This window comes from Halomonas sp. TP35, assembly GCF_052375975.1.
GTDB classification, from domain to species: Bacteria; Pseudomonadota; Gammaproteobacteria; order Pseudomonadales; family Halomonadaceae; genus Vreelandella; species Vreelandella citrativorans.
The window spans coordinates 83835-101355 of sequence record NZ_JBQSUZ010000007.1; the positions used below are offsets into that span (position 1 = coordinate 83835).

General features: G+C 52.3%; 14 protein-coding genes and 2 tRNA genes. 13 read left to right on the top strand and 3 right to left on the bottom strand.

Annotation, left to right across the window (positions count from 1 at the left end; all coding sequences use genetic code 11):
* Positions 1 to 43: 43 nt before the first annotated feature.
* Positions 44 to 811, bottom strand: coding sequence for a class I SAM-dependent methyltransferase (locus ACT3RU_RS10440; RefSeq protein WP_087106290.1), 768 nt, complete (start codon positions 809 to 811; stop codon positions 44 to 46).
* Positions 812 to 993: 182 nt separating this feature from the next.
* On the opposite strand from ACT3RU_RS10440, the gene ACT3RU_RS10445 reads away from it, so the two are divergent.
* From ACT3RU_RS10445 to ACT3RU_RS10455, 3 genes are all read left to right on the top strand, one after another.
* Positions 994 to 1260, top strand: a complete 267-nt coding sequence (locus ACT3RU_RS10445) for a DksA/TraR family C4-type zinc finger protein (protein ID WP_192527824.1) — start codon at positions 994 to 996, stop codon at positions 1258 to 1260.
* A gap of 111 nt (positions 1261 to 1371) precedes the next feature.
* Positions 1372 to 2103 carry an oxygen-insensitive NADPH nitroreductase gene (nfsA, locus tag ACT3RU_RS10450; protein WP_192527823.1) on the top strand — a complete coding sequence of 244 codons (732 nt, stop codon included), beginning with the start codon at positions 1372 to 1374 and terminating at the stop codon, positions 2101 to 2103.
* Positions 2104 to 2227: 124 nt separating this feature from the next.
* A complete protein-coding gene (locus ACT3RU_RS10455) occupies positions 2228 to 2824 on the top strand; it encodes a hypothetical protein (RefSeq protein ID WP_192527822.1) in 597 nt (198 codons plus the stop codon).
* Positions 2825 to 2846: 22 nt separating this feature from the next.
* Here the strand turns inward: ACT3RU_RS10455 and ACT3RU_RS10460 are convergent, their stop codons facing one another.
* The gene (locus tag ACT3RU_RS10460; RefSeq protein WP_087106281.1) at positions 2847 to 3371 is read right to left on the bottom strand and encodes a helix-turn-helix domain-containing protein; all 525 of its coding nucleotides are present in this window, start codon (positions 3369 to 3371) and stop codon (positions 2847 to 2849) included.
* Between the two features lie 288 nt (positions 3372 to 3659).
* Between ACT3RU_RS10460 and gltX the strand changes: the two genes are divergently transcribed.
* The 3 genes from gltX to ACT3RU_RS10475 all read left to right on the top strand — a co-directional run bounded on the left by gltX (position 3660) and on the right by ACT3RU_RS10475 (position 5441).
* Positions 3660 to 5138 carry a glutamate--tRNA ligase gene (gene gltX / locus ACT3RU_RS10465; RefSeq protein WP_192527821.1) on the top strand — a complete coding sequence of 493 codons (1479 nt, stop codon included), beginning with the start codon at positions 3660 to 3662 and terminating at the stop codon, positions 5136 to 5138.
* Between the two features lie 131 nt (positions 5139 to 5269).
* Positions 5270 to 5345 (top strand) — tRNA-Ala (locus ACT3RU_RS10470).
* A gap of 20 nt (positions 5346 to 5365) precedes the next feature.
* Positions 5366 to 5441: transfer RNA gene (locus ACT3RU_RS10475), tRNA-Glu, on the top strand.
* Positions 5442 to 6067: 626 nt separating this feature from the next.
* On the opposite strand, the gene gltA is transcribed toward ACT3RU_RS10475, so the two are convergent.
* On the bottom strand, positions 6068 to 7354 hold the full coding sequence (gene gltA / locus ACT3RU_RS10480) for a citrate synthase (RefSeq protein WP_192527820.1): 1287 nt from the start codon (positions 7352 to 7354) through the stop codon (positions 6068 to 6070).
* A 499-nt stretch (positions 7355 to 7853) separates the two neighbouring features.
* On the opposite strand from gltA, the gene sdhC reads away from it, so the two are divergent.
* The 7 genes from sdhC to lpdA all read left to right on the top strand — a co-directional run bounded on the left by sdhC (position 7854) and on the right by lpdA (position 17471).
* Positions 7854 to 8231: a succinate dehydrogenase, cytochrome b556 subunit gene (sdhC, locus tag ACT3RU_RS10485; protein WP_087106275.1), complete on the top strand. Its 378-nt coding sequence runs from the start codon at positions 7854 to 7856 to the stop codon at positions 8229 to 8231.
* Positions 8225 to 8572 carry a succinate dehydrogenase, hydrophobic membrane anchor protein gene (gene sdhD / locus ACT3RU_RS10490; RefSeq protein WP_087106273.1) on the top strand — a complete coding sequence of 116 codons (348 nt, stop codon included), beginning with the start codon at positions 8225 to 8227 and terminating at the stop codon, positions 8570 to 8572. The genes sdhC and sdhD overlap by 7 nt, the downstream gene beginning before the upstream one ends.
* Before the next feature lie 3 nt (positions 8573 to 8575).
* Positions 8576 to 10348, top strand: a complete 1773-nt coding sequence (sdhA, locus tag ACT3RU_RS10495) for a succinate dehydrogenase flavoprotein subunit (RefSeq protein WP_087106270.1) — start codon at positions 8576 to 8578, stop codon at positions 10346 to 10348.
* Positions 10349 to 10375: 27 nt separating this feature from the next.
* The gene (locus ACT3RU_RS10500) at positions 10376 to 11086 is read left to right on the top strand and encodes a succinate dehydrogenase iron-sulfur subunit (RefSeq protein ID WP_087106268.1); all 711 of its coding nucleotides are present in this window, start codon (positions 10376 to 10378) and stop codon (positions 11084 to 11086) included.
* Positions 11087 to 11449: 363 nt separating this feature from the next.
* A complete protein-coding gene (locus ACT3RU_RS10505; RefSeq protein ID WP_087106266.1) occupies positions 11450 to 14284 on the top strand; it encodes a 2-oxoglutarate dehydrogenase E1 component in 2835 nt (944 codons plus the stop codon).
* Between the two features lie 39 nt (positions 14285 to 14323).
* A complete protein-coding gene (gene odhB, locus ACT3RU_RS10510; protein ID WP_087106264.1) occupies positions 14324 to 15904 on the top strand; it encodes a 2-oxoglutarate dehydrogenase complex dihydrolipoyllysine-residue succinyltransferase in 1581 nt (526 codons plus the stop codon).
* 127 nt (positions 15905 to 16031) lie between these two features.
* A complete protein-coding gene (gene lpdA, locus ACT3RU_RS10515) occupies positions 16032 to 17471 on the top strand; it encodes a dihydrolipoyl dehydrogenase (protein ID WP_192527819.1) in 1440 nt (479 codons plus the stop codon).
* Positions 17472 to 17521 lie beyond the last annotated feature (50 nt).

The following is a 17521-nucleotide window of genomic DNA, read 5'->3' on the forward strand; positions in this document are numbered from 1 at the left end:
CAGGGCTACAAGCATGTTGCTCTGGCAGGCGGCCTGTAACAGGTTATACGTGGGCTGAGACGCGTAAGCGGACATAATCTGCTGTCCAGTTTCCTTGGCCATCTTTTAAGCTATGACCAAGAAGAATCATGGTGTTATCCATAATTGAGTCTCGAAGGTCATCTTCTAATCCATGTAAAAACGGATTGGCGAAGGTTTCAAGCCAGCCTGCCATCCCCGCCGGTAACGCGGTGGGACGTGGAAGCAGCTCAATTGAGTCTATCTGAAAACCAACCGTTTGCAGCAGGTGCGCGTACTCTTCTGTGGTCGGAAAATACCAGGGGTGCCGACCGCGAGCGCTAATACCCCGAAACTGAAGCGAAGCAATGAGCGCGGTACAAATAGCCGCGACATTACCATGTCCGCCAAACTCAGCCACGAACCGCCCACCCGGTTTTAAAGCACGCTTAACACCAGAAAGAACAGCTTGAGGATCCAGCATCCAATGAAGTGAGGCGTTACTGAAAACGGCATCAAATTCGTGGTCAAACGGAAGCTCATGGGCATCAACAACGCGAGCGGTAACGCCGCGTTGGCGGGCGGCTGTCACCATTTCCTCTGATGAGTCAATGCCTAATACATCAGCACCAAGATGCATTAAACGTTCGGTTAATACGCCGTCGCCGCAGCCCAGATCCAAAATGCGCTGGCCTGGTTGTGGCGAGAGCAGCTTTACGACGTCACTGCCCAATCTGGGAACAAAATGGGCATTTTCCGCATATTGTCCGGCATTCCACTCTTGACCAGAGGCATCAGATTTAATGTTATTCATGGCAGCTTCCTGGCATCGTTATGTTTCATCAGGGGATTATCAAAGAGTATAGCCTGAAGCGCTACAACATCCTTGTATGTAAGGAAAATTTCTTAACGCTAAGCGACTCCATTAGTGGAATATTCGTGGCCTACCGATAGCTGCTACCTTGATAGATAAACCAGCGAGTAGGGAGTTCCATAATGGCAGGCGGATGGGCAAAAGAGGGTGCCGAACAAGAGCAAATCGAAAGAACACTGGATGATGCTGTCGAGCTTGCCCGCAGTCGGCTGCCGCAGGGCGAAAGCCGTAAGTATTGTGAGGAGTGCGATGAGGTGATTCCTGAGGCGCGCCGCATGGCAGTCCCTGGGGTTCGGCTGTGCGTTGTTTGCCAGAACGAGCACGACAAAAAACAGTCGAACGCTAGCAGCTATAATCGCCGAGGTAGTAAAGACAGCCAGCTTCGCTAGCAAGCCCATGTTTGCGCTTATTGGATAAAAGCGTTTAGCAGTAGGCTATTAGCGTGCGGCTGTGCGATTCTAGTGTTGATAAGCGATACTGATTTATAAAGGCGAGGTACCATGAACGACGTTATTAAACTCTTGAAATCCCACCGTTCAGTTCGAAAATTCAAGGATCAGCCGATTGCACGTGAGCTTCTGATCGAACTTATCCAAGCGGGTCAAGGCGCGGCAACGTCCAGTCATGTTCAAGCCTATACGGTTATTCATGTTACAAATCCGGCTAATCGCGAACAGATTGCTGAGTTAGCGGGTGGCCAGTCTTATATTGCCAGTTGTGCGGACTTTCTGGTCTTCTGTGCCGATATGAAGCGCCCAACCGAGGCATCAGAGCGGGCGGGTTCCAACGTTGTTCGAGGGATGACAGAACAGCTGTTGGTAGCCACGGTAGACACTGCCTTAATGGCGCAGAATGTTGCGACAGCTGCTGAATCAGAAGGGCTGGGCATCTGTTATATTGGCGGCATTCGCAATAACCCCCAAGCGGTTAGCGATCTGTTAAAGCTGCCTGAGCATGTTTACCCTGTATTTGGTATGTGCCTTGGCTATCCGTCTCATGAACCGGAGGTAAAGCCCCGCCTGCCGGTTGAAGCGATCTTAAAAGAAGACTACTACAGCGACGACAGTGCGCAGGTGCAAGCGTTTGATGACACCATGCAGGCGTATTATCAGTCGCGTAGCAGTGGCAATAAAGACTCCGATTGGTCACAAAACCTGAAGCCGCTGTTTGATAACAAACTACGACCCCATATGCGTGACTTCTTGATTCAGCGTGGCTTTGAAATGAAGTAGCCCAAACGGCACCTTGCTTATGACCGCCATCGCTCCTCTTCCCGATGCTTCATGAGTGATCGAATTCACTGCTGCCAGGAGGTGGCAGTGATAGTCTGGAAGCCGCCGTTTTTGAGGAAGCACTATGTGTAAGTTACGAACAGGGTATAAGCGACAAACGGGCTTTGGCCTATTATTGGTAGTGACGATGTCGGCTGCAGGATGCAGCGATTCCGAAGACGAACCCCCGCGTAATTTATCTGAACAGACAGCTACCAGCACGCAACCGGCTGACGCTTCTGTAGCGGAAGAGCCTGCGACCATCATACCCTTGGAAGTAGCTATTTCGACATCGGTTGCCTTGCGCCCTGATCGGCGTCTGATGGTGGAGGGAGAAACCAATCTACCTGATCAGGCGCAGGTGCAGGTTATTGTCGAGCGTGAAGTGAGTCGTGTGCGCTGGAGGGCACGTGCGCGGGTTAGTGACGGAGGCTTTATGGCCGGTCCATTTGGTTCAGGGAGCGGTTTGCCGGATGGTGGCTATATCGTACATGTGCAGCTTTCCGAAGCCAGTGTGCAGCCTCAAACCGTACAAGCCGTGATCGGTAATCGCGGGGAGAATTTGGCGGGTGAGCTGGTTAGCCAATCCCGCCATGGGTTGGGTCAAGTGGCCACCTACTCACGCCGTTTCTTGGTGGGGGAGGAGCCAAGACGAACACGTGACCAGGTGGAAGTGCATTAACATTTACGGGGATGTAGATGCTTTAGACAGAACGCCAATGGGCTAGCAGTACCGCATGTATTTCTACGTCAGAAGGCGCTTTTGCAAAGTGCTCAAGTACAAAACGCTCGTCGCGACTGACAAGATAATGCCCGGCTTTATGAAATACGTGTGTCGGGCCCAGCAGCAGTAAATCATTGGCTGCGACGGGTGAAAAGTCAGTGCCTGAATCTGGCGTTGCCATGACGCAGGGCGCTTTCCAGTCGATATTTAACGCTAAATGGTGTGGAACGGTAATTGTCGTTGCTTGCACCTGTTCCCAGGGGAGGGGGCCAGTGTGTTTCAACGTCAACAGTTGAGGGGCGGTGTCGCCTTCCAGCAAGGTAGCAAGTGAACAATCCAACGCCTCGGCTAGAGCGACCAAACGCTCGTGACCAATTTGTTTAATTGCACCTGATTCCCAGTAGGAAATAGTAACATCCGACACGCCAACGTTACGTGCTAGGGCAGCTTTGTTGAGCTTGGCCCTAAGACGCAATTGCTTAATACGTGAGCCTAGCGATTCCATTTCGATTTCCTATAATTGAGCTGTGTAAGCTCGTTAAGTTTACTTCAACCACAGTTGCAGCGATGTGAGCACGCTTAGTGCGTTTAAGCACTTTTTATAAGCATGATCGCCGATCATCGACGCCGCGCCATACTAAGCGATTGTTCAGTGTCGCGCATCTTGTAATCTTATAACCGTATTACTTTTTGTAAGACGCTTTAATATGGAAGTCGTTCCATCTACAGCGCTGTTGGTTATGCGTAGGGTAGGTATAATATCGCTACGCTTTCTCGCTATAAGGATGTCTTGATGACCGTTCGTACTCGCATTGCACCTTCCCCAACTGGGGATCCCCACGTTGGTACGGCGTATATTGCGCTGTTCAATTTATGCTTTGCGCGTCAGCATGGCGGGCAGTTTATTTTGCGTATTGAGGACACGGACCGCGTACGCTCAACGCCTGAGTCAGAGCAGATGATTCTGGACTCCTTGCGCTGGCTTGGGTTGGAGTGGGATGAGGGGCCAGACGTTGGCGGTCCATATGGTCCGTACCGCCAAAGCGAACGTGGCGATATTTATGCGAAGCATGCTCAGCAGTTGCTGGACGCTGGCCATGCGTTTAAATGCTACCGCACCGCAGAAGAACTGGATGAGCTGCGTGAGTCGCGTAAGGCAGCAGGCTTGCATCTGGCTCTCAAGCCGGGTGACTTGGCTTTGGATGACGCAGAAGCTGCACGCCGGCAGCAGGAAGGCTGGCCTTATGTCGTGCGTATGAACGTGCCCAGCGAAGGTGTCTGCGTAGTAAACGATATGCTGCGCGGTACGATTGAAGTGGAGTGGGCACAAGTTGACGCGCAGATACTGCTCAAGTCGGACGGCATGCCTACTTACCATTTGGCGAATGTGGTAGATGACCATTTAATGGAAATCACGCATGTACTGCGTGGCGAAGAATGGATTAACTCCGCACCCAAACACCAGCTGTTATATGAATACTTTGGTTGGGAAATGCCTGAGCTATGCCATATGCCGCTTTTGCGTAACCCCGACAAATCCAAGCTTTCCAAACGTAAAAATCCCACGTCGATTAATTTCTATCGCCGGATGGGCTTTTTGCCTCAAGCGGTTACCAATTACCTGGGCCGTATGGGCTGGTCCATGCCGGATGAGCGCGAGAAGTTTAGCTTACCCGATATGATGGCCGAGTTTGATATTCAGCGTGTCTCGCTGGGTGGGCCGGTGTTTGATCTAGAGAAGCTTACCTGGCTCAACGGCGTTTATATCCGCGAGGATCTGGATGACGATGCGCTGCTTACTGCGCTGCGCGAATGGGCGTTTAATGATGCCTATGTAAGGCAGATTTTGCCCCAGGTGCGCCCACGCGTAGAAACACTTTCACAAATCATGCCGCTAGCCGGGCACTTCTTCTCAGGCTTACCTGCGCTTACAGAAGATGACTTCGCCAGTATTAAGCTGGAGAAAGACGAGTTAGTGAAATTGCTGCAGTTTTTGGTCTGGCGCTTCGAGGTGCTACCTGCCTGGGATAAAGAGGCGTTGCTGGCCGAAGTAAAGAGCTTGTCAGAGTACTTCGAGCTTAAAATGAAAGCATTCCTGGCGCCCGTTTTTATTGCGATTACAGGCAGTAGCTCGAGCACGTCTGTTATGGATGCCATGGCGATCCTGGGTTCCGATGTCACTCGTGCGCGTCTGCGCAGCGCTATTGATGTGCTGGGTGGCGTTTCCAAGAAACAAGCGAAACGTTTTGAAAAAGAGTACCGCGATCTGTAAGTCATTCAGCTAATGGCTGCAGGAAACGCCATTCTCCATTGACGTTAGGCGTCTGGCGTTTTCCTAGGTAATTAATGCCCTTGACGAAGACGAGCGTAATCAGTATTATACGCTCCGTCTTCAGGATATGTGGGGCCTTAGCTCAGCTGGGAGAGCGCAACACTGGCAGTGTTGAGGTCAGCGGTTCGATCCCGCTAGGCTCCACCATTTAGTTTGTTTGTCGTAACGTCCCATTCGTCTAGTGGTCTAGGACACCGCCCTTTCACGGCGGTAACAGGGGTTCGAACCCCCTATGGGACGCCATCTCTTTTATACTCTTCTATCCCCATATTGATGTAGTAATGAACTCCTTCATTTGCTGCGTTTTTTCCTGCCTGCTATCTAGCTAAATCGCTAAATCCCCACTTTATTTGTGGTATTTTCGCTTGACTTGTCCACTTTTGGTGGTCCTTGCTAAAGGTTGTGCACAACCCCGTGCTGCACCTGCGAAAAATATTCGAATTAACTTATCTTATTTAAAAACAATAGCTTACGTTCGGTCAAAAAATAACCAATTTAAGGGGAGGTCACTGTTCATGGCGATTTAGGGGCATTTATGAAGGGTTATGAACAAGGTTATCCACAGATAGTGTGGAAAACATTTTTCCAGCCTGGCTCTTAAAAAAGTCAAGCGCTATTACGGCCTTTTGCTAGCGTTTTGGCTGGTGCTTTCGTCTATTGATGAGGTGGGACGCGAGCGTTTGGAGAAGCGTTGTTGGGTGTCATGCTGATGAGGTCAGAATGCTCGTCTAGCGCACGTATTCGAATGTGTTTAGAGAGGAGGGCTTGCGGGAATCAGCAGGCTTGGAGGGCGGTCACATCAAAGCAGAGACGCTTAAACAAGGAAGGCCACCCGAGGGTGGCCTTCTTGATGATTAAACCGTCGAAAATTATTTTGTCGGGTAATCGCGTTGGTCATGGCCAATGTAAAGCTGGCGCGGACGACCAATTTTATAGCTTTCGCTCAACATTTCGTTCCAATGAGAGATCCAGCCAATCGTGCGTGATACGGCAAAGATCACCGTGAACATATTGGTGGGGATGCCCATCGCTTTCAAAATGATGCCGGAGTAGAAGTCGACGTTCGGGTAAAGCTTGCGCTCGATGAAGTATTCGTCTTCCAGCGCAATTTGCTCTAGGCGCTTGGCAATTTTAAGCTGCGGGTCGTTCGCCATGCCCAGCTCGGCGAGCACTTCGTCGCAGGTCTCTTTCATTACCTTGGCGCGTGGATCAAAGTTGCGATACACGCGGTGACCAAAGCCCATCAGCTTGAACGGGTCTTCCTTGTCTTTTGCCTTGTCAATGAAGCGTTGGATGTTCTCTTCAGAGTCGTCACCAATCTCATCAAGCATCGCCAGTACGGCTTCGTTCGCGCCGCCGTGCGCCGGGCCCCATAGTGCCGCGATGCCAGCGCTGATGCAGGCAAAGGGGTTGGCGCCGGTAGAGCCTGCCAGGCGTACGGTAGAGGTGGAGGCATTCTGCTCATGGTCAGCATGCAGCATGAAAATGCGGTCCATCGCTTTCGCGTAAACCGGGTTGATCTTGTACTCTTCGCACGGGTTGCTGAACATCATGTAGAGGAAATTCTCTGCATAGCTCAGGTCGTTGCGCGGGTAATTAAACGGCTGGCCAACATTATACTTGTGCGACATGGCCGCCAAAGTAGGCATTTTGGCGATCAGGCGAATAGCACTAATAGTGCGGTCTTCTTCTTTAGTGATATCCATGTGGTCATGGTAGAACGCCGCAAGGCCGCCTACGACTCCACACAGAATCGACATGGGATGCGCGTCGCGGCGAAACCCTTTAAAGAAGTTGTTGATTTGGTCGTGCACCATTGTGTGATTACGAATGCGTGCAGCGAAGTCAGTGTACTGCTCGTCGTTGGGCAGTTCACCAAAAAGCAGGGTATAGCTCAATTCAACAAAGTTGGACTCTTTAGCCAGCTGGTCAATAGGGTAGCCGCGATGCAGCAGTACGCCTTTGCCGCCGTCAATATAAGTGATGGCAGATTGGCAAGAAGAGGTGGCCATAAAGCCAGGGTCGTAGGTGAACAGGCCTTCCGCACCTAAGCCACGGACATCAATAACGTCTGGGCCAAGGGTGCCGGAGTACATGGGTAATTCGATCGTTTTATCAAGACCGTCTACCGTCAATGTTGCTTTCCTGTCAGCCATGTTGGCCTCCTTTCGGATTCGGGTTGGGACGTAAAGTCATTGTTTCGCATGCCGCACCGGCGAAAAGGTTTGCCCACTATAAGAGCGTGCGACATTTTGTCAATTATGCAAAGCGCTAGGCATGGATGGTGCATGTAATGTTATGCAAAATTATTATTGTAGACAATTTTTGTATATAGTTAATGCTAGCTATAATAACCAGGTGGCAGAGATTTGACGAACCCTTAACAGGCTTATCAAATGACTAGAGTGCTGTCACTATATCGATGCTGCATTGCAAAATCGACTCGGGTGAGCTGCTTTTTTTGACATCATAATTGAGTTAGGTCCGAGTTCGGTTTGTCAGCAGGGGCGAAGGTTCTTATAATCCACGGCGCGCGACCGGCAGGTAGGTGGTCGTGCCCGACTTGGCAAACGGCCGAGCCCCTTCCAGCAACCACTGCCCGCTCGGGCTATGCCCGACCTGTCGCAGAGCGGGCCAAGAGAGTGTGTATAAGCCGTGAATAGCAAACGACCCGTAAATTTAGATCTAACAACGATACACTTCCCACTTCCGGCACTGACGTCGATTGCCCACCGTATTACGGGGGTTATTCTGTTCGTTGGCCTGGTGTTCGCTTTTTGGGCGTTGGGTAAGTCACTTTCATCTCCAGCAGGCTTTGATGCCGTTAGCAGCGCACTTGCCAATAATCTATTGGCCAAGTTCATTGCTTGGGGGCTGCTTTCTGCGCTGGCGTTCCATTTTGTAGCAGGGATTAAACACCTGTTAATGGATGCCGATATTGGTGTGACACTAGAAGGTGGTGTGCAAAAAGCACAGATCACCGTTGTGGTAAGTGCCGTTCTAATTATTCTGGCAGGAGTTTGGGTATGGTAACCAACGTCACAAGTTTTGGCCGAAGCGGACTGTCTGATTGGCTGATGCAGCGCGTGTCTGCGGTGGTGCTGGCCGTTTACACGGTCTTTATGGTGGCCTATCTGCTGTTTAATCCAGACCTTGACTACTACACCTGGAGCGGCCTGTTTAACCAAACGTGGATGCGGATCTTCTCATTGCTGGCTTTTATATCCATTGCAGCACATGCCTGGATTGGCTTGTGGACCGTAACCACTGATTACCTTAAGTCCACTGGCCTGCGCGTAGGTGTCCAGACGCTGATTATTCTGGCTATCTTCGTGTACCTGGTTTGGGGCATTCAAATTCTGTGGGGAGCTTGATAAATGTCTAACCTTCGTAGCCTGACGTTTGACGCCATTATTATCGGTGGCGGTGGCGCTGGCCTGCGCGCTGCTTTAGAACTGGCGAAGTCCGGTAAACAAACAGCCGTCCTTTCCAAAGTTTTCCCGACACGCTCTCACACTGTCTCTGCCCAGGGCGGTATTACCTGCGCTATCGCGTCTTCTGATCCCAATGACGATTGGCGCTGGCACATGTACGACACTGTTAAAGGCGGCGACTATATCGCTGACCAAGACGCGTCGGAGTATATGTGCTCTGAAGGCCCGAAAGCTGTATTTGAACTTGAGCACATGGGCCTGCCGTTTTCGCGCTTTGATAACGGCCGCATCTATCAGCGTCCGTTCGGTGGCCAGTCCAAGAATTTCGGTGAAGGCGGCCAAGCGGCGCGTACTTGCGCGGCGGCAGACCGTACCGGTCACGCACTGCTGCACACGCTTTACCAGAACAACCTTAAGAACAATACAACGTTCTTGAATGAGTGGTACGCGGTTGATCTGGTGAAGAATGGCAACGGTGACGTGGTGGGTTGTATCGCCATGTGCATTGAAACTGGCGAGGTTGTTCACGTTAAATCCAAAGCCACTGTATTGGCGACTGGTGGTGCTGGCCGAATTTACGCGTCTACCACCAATGCCCTGATCAATACGGGTGACGGTATCGGTATGGCGTTGCGTGCGGGCTTCCCGATGCAGGATATGGAAATGTGGCAGTTCCACCCGACCGGTATTTACGGTGCGGGCACGCTGGTAACCGAAGGGTGCCGCGGGGAAGGTGGCTACCTGATCAATAAAGACGGCGAGCGCTTTATGGAGCGTTACGCGCCCAACGCGAAAGACCTGGCGGGTCGTGACGTTGTTGCGCGTTCCATGGTCATGGAAATTCTGGAAGGCCGCGGTTGTGGCGAGAAGGGCGACCACGTCTTCCTGAAGCTTGACCACTTGGGTGAAGAAGTTCTAAGCAAGCGTCTGCCTGGTATCGTTGAGCTTTCCAAAACCTTCGCCCACGTTGATCCGGCGAAAGATCCGATTCCGGTCGTGCCGACCTGCCACTATATGATGGGCGGTATTCCGACCAACATTCATGGTCAGGCGATTCTGCAGGACGAAAGCGGCAACGACCAGATCATCAACGGTCTGTTCGCCTGTGGTGAAGCAGCGTGCGTATCTGTTCACGGTGCTAACCGTCTGGGCGGAAACTCCTTGCTGGATCTGGTGGTCTTTGGCCGTGCAGCCGGTATGTTTATTGAAGGCGCGCTGAACGAAGGTATTGAGTACCTGGATGCCTCCGAGTCTGATATCGAATCAGCGATGAAGCGCATTACTCGTTGGAACGAGTCGGAAGGCGGTGAGAGCATTCCTGCGCTGAAAGCAGAGCTTCAGGACATCATGCAGAACTCTTTCGGTGTATTCCGTGAAGAGAAAAACATGCTGGAAGGCGTTGAGAAGCTTGCCAACCTGCGTGGCCGCATTGCCAATGCTCACCTGCCTGACAAATCCAACGCTTTCAACACGGCGCGTGTAGAAGCACTGGAACTTGATAACCTGATGGAAGTGGCCGAAGCGACGGCAATTGCTGCCCTTGAGCGTAAAGAGAGCCGCGGTGCCCATTCGCGTTACGACTACCCAGACCGTGATGACGTCAACTGGCTGAAGCACTCGCTCTACTTCCCGCTCACCAAAGAGCTGAAGCAGCGCGACGTCAACTTCAAGCCGAAAACTGTTGATACGTTCGAACCCAAGGTTCGTACCTACTAAACTCCGCATTGACGAGAGGGAGTTATAATGTCCAATCTTCAGGTATCCGTATACCGTTACAATCCGGAAACCGACTCCGCGCCCTATATGCAGGAGTTTCAAGTTGATACCAAAGGGCGCGATGTCATGGTGCTGGATGTTCTTCATATGATGAAAGAACAGGACAGCGGCCTGGCGTTCCGTCGTAGCTGCCGTGAGGGTGTTTGCGGCTCTGATGGTATGAACATGAACGGCAAAAACGGCCTGGCATGTATTACACCGCTGTCGGACGTTGTGAAAAACAACAAGCTGATCCTGCGCCCGCTGCCTGGCCTGCCGGTTATCCGCGATATGGTTGTGGATATGGGGATTTTCTATAAGCAGTACGAGCGTATTCAGCCGTACCTGCAAAATGAAACGCCAGCACCCGCCATTGAGCGTCTGCAGTCGCCAGAAGACCGTGAAAAGTTGGATGGCCTGTACGAGTGCATCTTGTGTGCTTGCTGCTCTACGTCTTGCCCGTCGTTCTGGTGGAACCCGGACAAGTTCGTAGGTCCTGCTGGCTTGCTGCAGTCTTACCGCTTCCTGGCGGACTCTCGCGATACCGCAACCCGCGAGCGTTTGACCAGCCTGGAAGATCCGTTCTCGGTGTTCCGCTGCCGTGGCATCATGAACTGCGTAGCGGTTTGCCCGAAAGGCTTAAATCCGACGCGCGCCATCGGTAAAATTCGCGAAATGCTGCTCGCAGATGCAACATAAACGCCTTGTGAGTCAATAAAAAGCGATTGCCACGCAACAAGTCTCGTTTTACTACTTAAATCGTGGCGCTTCGCTTGTTATCATAGGGCTTGTCATAAGGTGCGGCGCGTCGCCGCACCTTATGAGCAGTCAAGTTTAAAAGCCGGTGCTGCGAGTACCGGCTTTTGAGCATGAACTGAGTAAGAATAGCAATTAAGAAATAGCAGTTAAGAAATAGCAGTTAAGAAATAGTAATTAAGTAGGGCTTCCGGCCGTTGGTCGGTGCCGCCGGCACATGTTCCGCCCCGCCGGCAGGGCAATAGCGATGTCGTTGTTTTTTGCAGCGATGCCGATACCACCCCATCAGTGTAGGGTGACCGAGAGATGCAACAAGGCATAATGGAGTTAATGTGGCGTTCCTCTCACGTTAGTGGTGGCAATGTCCACTACGTGGAAGCGCTTTACGAGCAGTACCTCGCCGATCCTGATGCTGTTTCTGACGAATGGCGTAGCTATTTTGACCAGCTACCGAGTTCCGAGGGCAGTGCCTCCCACGATGTTCCACTAAGCCCGACTCGTGATCAATTCTACCAGCTAGGTCGTGAAAGCCGCCCGGGCCGGGTAGTTGCCGCTGCCGATAGCGGTGAGAACAAAAAGCAGGTGAAAGTCCTGCAGTTGATCAATGCGTATCGCTTCCGTGGTCATCAAAAGGCTGATATCGATCCGCTTGGGCTGCGTAATCCTACCCCCGTCCCTGACCTCGATTTATCATTCCATCAGTTGACGAAGGCTGATCTTGATACCGAGTTCCAGACCGGCTCGTTTTTCCTGGGTATTGATAAGGCACCACTGCGTGAGATCGTGGACGCGCTGGAGAAGACGTATTGTCGCTCCATCGGTTGTGAGTTCATGCATATCGTGGACACCGAAGAGAAACGCTGGCTACAACGGCGCTTCGAATCAGTGCGCAGTGCTCCCAAGTTTAGCGATGATGTTCGTAAGCATGTGCTTGAGCGTCTGACGGCTGCTGAAGGTTTGGAAACTTATCTGGCATCCAAATACCCAGGTACCAAACGCTTTGGTCTTGAAGGTGGTGAGGTCTTCGTTCCGATGATGGACGAGCTTATCCAGCGTGCCGGTGGCTATGGCACGAAGGAAGTCGTTATCGGTATGGCGCACCGCGGTCGCCTTAACCTGTTGGTCAATATTCTGGGCAAAAACCCGGCTGATTTGATTGATGAGTTTGATGGTAAGAAGGTGATTGAGCGTGGTTCTGGCGATGTGAAGTATCACCAGGGCTTTAGCTCCAACGTCATGTCACCGGGCGGCGAAGTCCACCTGGCCATGTCGTTCAACCCCTCGCACCTGGAAATTGTCGCACCGGTTGTTGAAGGTTCCGTACGCGCGCGCCAAGACCGCCGCAAGGATCCTGCCGGCGACAAGGTGTTACCCATCAATATTCATGGTGATGCTGCCTTCGCGGGTCAAGGCGTGGTTATGGAGACATTCCAGATGTCTCAGACCCGTGCCTATAAGACCGGCGGCACGATTCACATCGTCATCAATAACCAGGTGGGCTTTACGACGTCCAACCCCATGGATGCTCGTTCGACCGAGTACTGTACCGACATTGCCAAGATGGTCCAGGCGCCCATTTTTCATGTGAATGGTGATGATCCTGACGCCGTTATCCATGCGACCCAAGTGGCGCTGGATTATCGACAGCAGTTCAAAAAAGACGTTGTTATTGATCTGGTCTGCTACCGTCGCCGTGGGCATAACGAAGCCGATGAGCCGTCTGGTACGCAGCCTTTGATGTACGCCAAAATCAAGGATCATGCGTCGACGCGTACGGTTTACGCAAAGCGTTTGGTTGACCAAGGCGTTCTATCTGAAGACGACGCCAAAGCGATGATGGAAACCTATCGCGATGATCTGGTCGCGGGTAACCACGTTGCCAATGCACTGGTTCAGGAACCCAATAAATCCCTGTTTGTAGATTGGGCGCCGTACCTGGGGCATGAGTGGACGGGCGATGCAGATACGTCAATTGATATGAAGCGCTTGCAGCAGCTTGCTGCAAAAATGTGCGAGATCCCGGGTGGGGTTGAAGTGCAGCGCCAGGTTGCCAAGATTTATGAAGACCGACGCAAGATGCAGGCGGGCGGTATGGCAATGAACTGGGGCTTTGCTGAAACGCTGGCCTACGCCACGTTACTTGACCAAGGGCACCCTATCCGGATTACCGGTCAGGATGTGGGTCGCGGTACGTTCTCGCACCGTCACGCTGTGGTTCATAACCAGAAAGATGGCTCTACCTACGTGCCGTTGCAAAACATGGCCGATGGTCAGCCGGCTTTCACCATTCACGACTCCTTCCTATCGGAAGAAGCTGTGTTGGCGTTTGAGTACGGTTACTCCACCACTGCGCCGAATGACCTGGTTATCTGGGAAGCCCAGTTTGGTGACTTCTTCAACGGTGCACAAGTTGTCGTTGATCAGTTCATCTCTTCTGGTGAGAGCAAGTGGGGCCGTTTATGTGGCCTGACGATGCTGCTACCCCATGGCTATGAAGGCCAAGGCCCAGAGCACTCGTCTGCGCGATTGGAGCGTTTCCTGCAAATGTGTGCTGAGCACAACATGCAGGTCTGTGTGCCGACGACACCTGCGCAGATTTATCACTTGCTGCGTCGTCAGGTGATTCGTCCGCTGCGCAAGCCGCTGATTGTTATGTCGCCCAAGTCGTTGCTGCGTCACAAAGAAGCGGTATCGAGCCTTGAAGATCTTGCCCATGGCAAGTTCCAAATGGTGTTGCCGGATCAAGCTGGCCTGACCGCTGAAAACGTAACGCGTGCGATTCTGTGCTCAGGCAAGGTCTACTATGATCTGGCCACATGGCGTGCAGAAAATGAGCGTAACGATACGGTGATCATACGTCTTGAGCAGCTTTACCCCTTCCCGAAAGAAGAACTTCTGGAAGTGCTTCAAGCGTATGGCAATGTGGAAGATATTGTCTGGTGCCAGGAAGAGCCGTTGAATCAGGGCGCTTGGTACTCCAGTCAGCACCACATGCGTACAGTGGCCGATATGCTTAAAGATGGCCTCGGACGCGAGTTGAAATTTGCAGGACGTCCTGCCTCTGCCGCGCCGGCAGCGGGTTATATGTCCGTCCATACTGAACAGCAGCGCCAGCTGGTGGAAGACGCTTTTAATCTGTAAAGCGCCCACCGGATTTAGAGAACACATAAGGGAAACGACATGGCTACCGAGATCAAAGCGCCAACCTTTCCGGAATCCGTTGCCGAAGGTACTGTGGCTACGTGGCACAAAAAGCCGGGTGACAGCGTCGAGCGTGACGAACTGATTGTTGAAATCGAAACCGACAAAGTGGTGCTGGAAGTGGTTGCACCCGAAGCGGGTACCCTGACTGACGTAATGGCCGAAGAGGGCGAAACCGTCGAGTCTGAGCAGGTACTTGGCAAAATTGGTGAAGGCAGCGCCTCGGGCGACAGCGGTAAAAAAGAAGAGAAATCTTCTGATGAGCCGAAAGCCGAGAAAGCCGAACAGCAAGACGAAAAGAAAGAAGAGAAAACAGAAGAGAAGAAAGCCAGCGGCGGCAAGCAGCATGACGTAAAAGCGCCGAGCTTCCCTGAGTCTATCCAGGAAGGCACCGTGGCGGCTTGGCACAAAAAGGTCGGTGAAGCGGTTAAGCGCGATGAAGTGCTGGCCGATATCGAAACCGATAAAGTCGTGCTTGAAGTGGTTGCGCCTGCTGATGGTGCGCTGGCTGAAATCAAAGCCGAAGAGGGCAGCCAGGTAGAGTCTGAAGCGATTCTTGCGGTCTTCACCGAAGGCGGCGGTAGCGACGTAGCAACAGCGGCCGATAAAGAGCCAGCCGCCTCTGCGGACGATGGCGCCAGCGATGAGAAAATGGGCGACAAGATCGTTGCACCGGCTGCGCGCAAGCTGATTGCCGAGCACGACCTTGACGTTGCCAAAATTGAAGGTACGGGCAAAGGCGGTCGTGTTCTAAAAGAAGACGTGCAAAAAGCCGTTAAAGATGGCTCAGCCAAGAAAGGTGCTGCCAAGTCTTCTGCGCCGAGCAAGGCGGCAGCGGCCCCAGCGGCTGTTGAAGGCGAGCGTGTTGAAAAACGCGTGCCGATGACCCGCCTGCGTCAAACGATTGCCAAGCGCTTGGTACAAGCGCAGCAAACCGCTGCCATGCTGACCACGTATAACGAAGTGGACATGACTGAGATCATGGCCCTGCGTGCGCAGTACAAAGATACGTTCTTAAAAGCTCACGATATCAAGCTGGGCTTTATGGGCTTCTTTGTAAAAGCGGCGACTGAAGCACTCAAACGCTTCCCGGATGTTAATGCCTCCATCGACGGCACCGACATTGTGTATCACGGTTACCAGGATATCGGTGTTGCGGTATCCACCGACCGTGGTCTGGTGGTCCCCGTACTGCGTGACACCGACAGCATGAAAATTGCTGATGTCGAAAGAACGATTGTTGATTTCGGTAAGCGTGGTCGTGACGGCAAGCTGGGCATGGACGACATGATCGGCGGCACCTTTACCATCACCAACGGGGGTACGTTTGGTTCTCTGATGTCGACGCCGATTATCAACCCGCCGCAAACGGCTATCCTGGGTATGCACAAAATCCAGGATCGTCCGATGGCTATTAATGGCAAGGTTGAAATTCGCCCCATGATGTACCTGGCACTGTCATATGATCACCGTATGATTGATGGCAAAGACGCCGTACGTTTCCTGGTTACGCTTAAGGAATTGCTGGAAGACCCGGCACGTCTGCTGCTGGACGTCTAAGGTACGTAGACCACGTATCCTTGCGTATTGATATTTCAATACGCGCCACCCTTCTTATGCAGTCGCACACCGCTCTTCTCTCGGCAATGTAAATACGAGAGAAGAGCACCGAGCTAAAGGAGCCAACATGGCTGACAAGTTTGATGTGATCGTTATCGGCGCCGGCCCTGGCGGTTACGTAGCTGCTATCCGCGCAGCGCAAATGGGCCTGAAAGCAGCCTGTGTTGAAAAATGGGTTAACAAGGAAGGCAAGACTGTTCACGGCGGCACCTGCCTGAACGTCGGCTGTATTCCTTCCAAAGCGCTGCTGGAAACGTCACATAAGTTTGTTGAAGCACGTGATCACTTTGCTGAAGTCGGCATCGAGATTGACGCGCCGAAGGCTAACATCGCCAAAATGCTCGAGTTCAAAAACTCGGTCATTAACAAAAACGTTGGTGGCATCAGCGCGCTGTTCAAGGCCAACGGTGTCACTTCGCTGGAAGGTAAAGGTAAGGTTACTTCGTCTACAGAAGTTGAAGTAACTGACCATGATGGCAATGTCACGACCTACACGGCTGACAACATTGTTATCGCCGCAGGCTCCGTACCGGTTGAGATTCCGCCGACGCCGCTGACCGACGACCTGATTGTTACGTCTACAGGCGCACTTGAGTTTACCGAAGTGCCCAAGCGTTTGGGTGTTATCGGTGCCGGTGTTATCGGCCTGGAGCTGGGCAGCGTTTGGAAGCGTTTAGGTTCTGAAGTGACCGTTCTTGAAGCCATGGATAGCTTTTTGCCGATGGTTGATGGCGCGATTGCCAAAGAAACCCAGAAACTGCTCAAGAAACAAGGGCTGGACATCAAACTGGGTGCGCGCGTAACCGGTTCTGAGGTCAAGGACAACGAAGTCGTCGTTAAGTACACCGATGGTGACGGCGAACAGGAAATGACCTTCGACAAACTGATTGTTTGTGTGGGTCGTCGTCCTTATACGCAAGGCGTTATTGCCGACGGCGTAGGCGTTGAGCTTGATGAGCGTGGCTTTATCTTCGTTGATGACCAGTGCCGTACCAATGTCCCAAGCGTTTATGCGATTGGTGACTGTGTACGTGGTCCGATGCTTGCCCATAAAGCGTCTGAAGAAGGCGTTATGGTCGCTGACATTATCGCTGGCCATAAAGCTGAAATGAATTACGACGCCATCCCCAGCGTTATCTACACGTCGCCAGAAGTAGCGTGGGTAGGTATGACGGAACAGGATGCCAAAGCCAAAGGCATTGAAGTCAAAACCGGCTCTTTCCCGTTCTCTGCCAACGGTCGTGCGCTTGCCAACAATGCGCCTGAAGGTATGGCCAAGATTATTGCCGATGCCGAAACAGACCGCATTCTGGGTATGCACATCGTCAGTCAGCACGCGGGTGAGCTGATTGCCCAAGGCGTTATCGCGATGGAATTTGGTTCCAGCGCTGAAGATCTGGCGTTGACCTGCTATGCCCACCCGAGCACTTCTGAAGCCATTCATGAAGCGGCTCTCGCGGTGGAAGGCCATGCAATTCACATGGCCAATCGTAAAAAGCGCAAATAAGCTCAGCGGTAACCACCAAGCGCCACCATAAGGTGGCGCATCACTTTCGG

Excerpts from the sequence above, each read along its gene's own strand:
- ACT3RU_RS10440 (WP_087106290.1), bottom strand. The coding sequence starts at position 811 with ATGAATAACATTAAATCTGATGCCTCTGGTCAAGAGTGGAATGCCGGA.
- ACT3RU_RS10445 (WP_192527824.1), top strand. The coding sequence starts at position 994 with ATGGCAGGCGGATGGGCAAAAGAGGGTGCCGAACAAGAGCAAATCGAA.
- nfsA (WP_192527823.1), top strand. The coding sequence starts at position 1,372 with ATGAACGACGTTATTAAACTCTTGAAATCCCACCGTTCAGTTCGAAAA.
- ACT3RU_RS10455 (WP_192527822.1), top strand. The coding sequence starts at position 2,228 with ATGTGTAAGTTACGAACAGGGTATAAGCGACAAACGGGCTTTGGCCTA.
- ACT3RU_RS10460 (WP_087106281.1), bottom strand. The coding sequence starts at position 3,371 with ATGGAATCGCTAGGCTCACGTATTAAGCAATTGCGTCTTAGGGCCAAG.
- gltX (WP_192527821.1), top strand. The coding sequence starts at position 3,660 with ATGACCGTTCGTACTCGCATTGCACCTTCCCCAACTGGGGATCCCCAC.
- gltA (WP_192527820.1), bottom strand. The coding sequence starts at position 7,354 with ATGGCTGACAGGAAAGCAACATTGACGGTAGACGGTCTTGATAAAACG.
- sdhD (WP_087106273.1), top strand. The coding sequence starts at position 8,225 with ATGGTAACCAACGTCACAAGTTTTGGCCGAAGCGGACTGTCTGATTGG.
- sdhA (WP_087106270.1), top strand. The coding sequence starts at position 8,576 with ATGTCTAACCTTCGTAGCCTGACGTTTGACGCCATTATTATCGGTGGC.
- ACT3RU_RS10500 (WP_087106268.1), top strand. The coding sequence starts at position 10,376 with ATGTCCAATCTTCAGGTATCCGTATACCGTTACAATCCGGAAACCGAC.
- ACT3RU_RS10505 (WP_087106266.1), top strand. The coding sequence starts at position 11,450 with ATGCAACAAGGCATAATGGAGTTAATGTGGCGTTCCTCTCACGTTAGT.
- odhB (WP_087106264.1), top strand. The coding sequence starts at position 14,324 with ATGGCTACCGAGATCAAAGCGCCAACCTTTCCGGAATCCGTTGCCGAA.
- lpdA (WP_192527819.1), top strand. The coding sequence starts at position 16,032 with ATGGCTGACAAGTTTGATGTGATCGTTATCGGCGCCGGCCCTGGCGGT.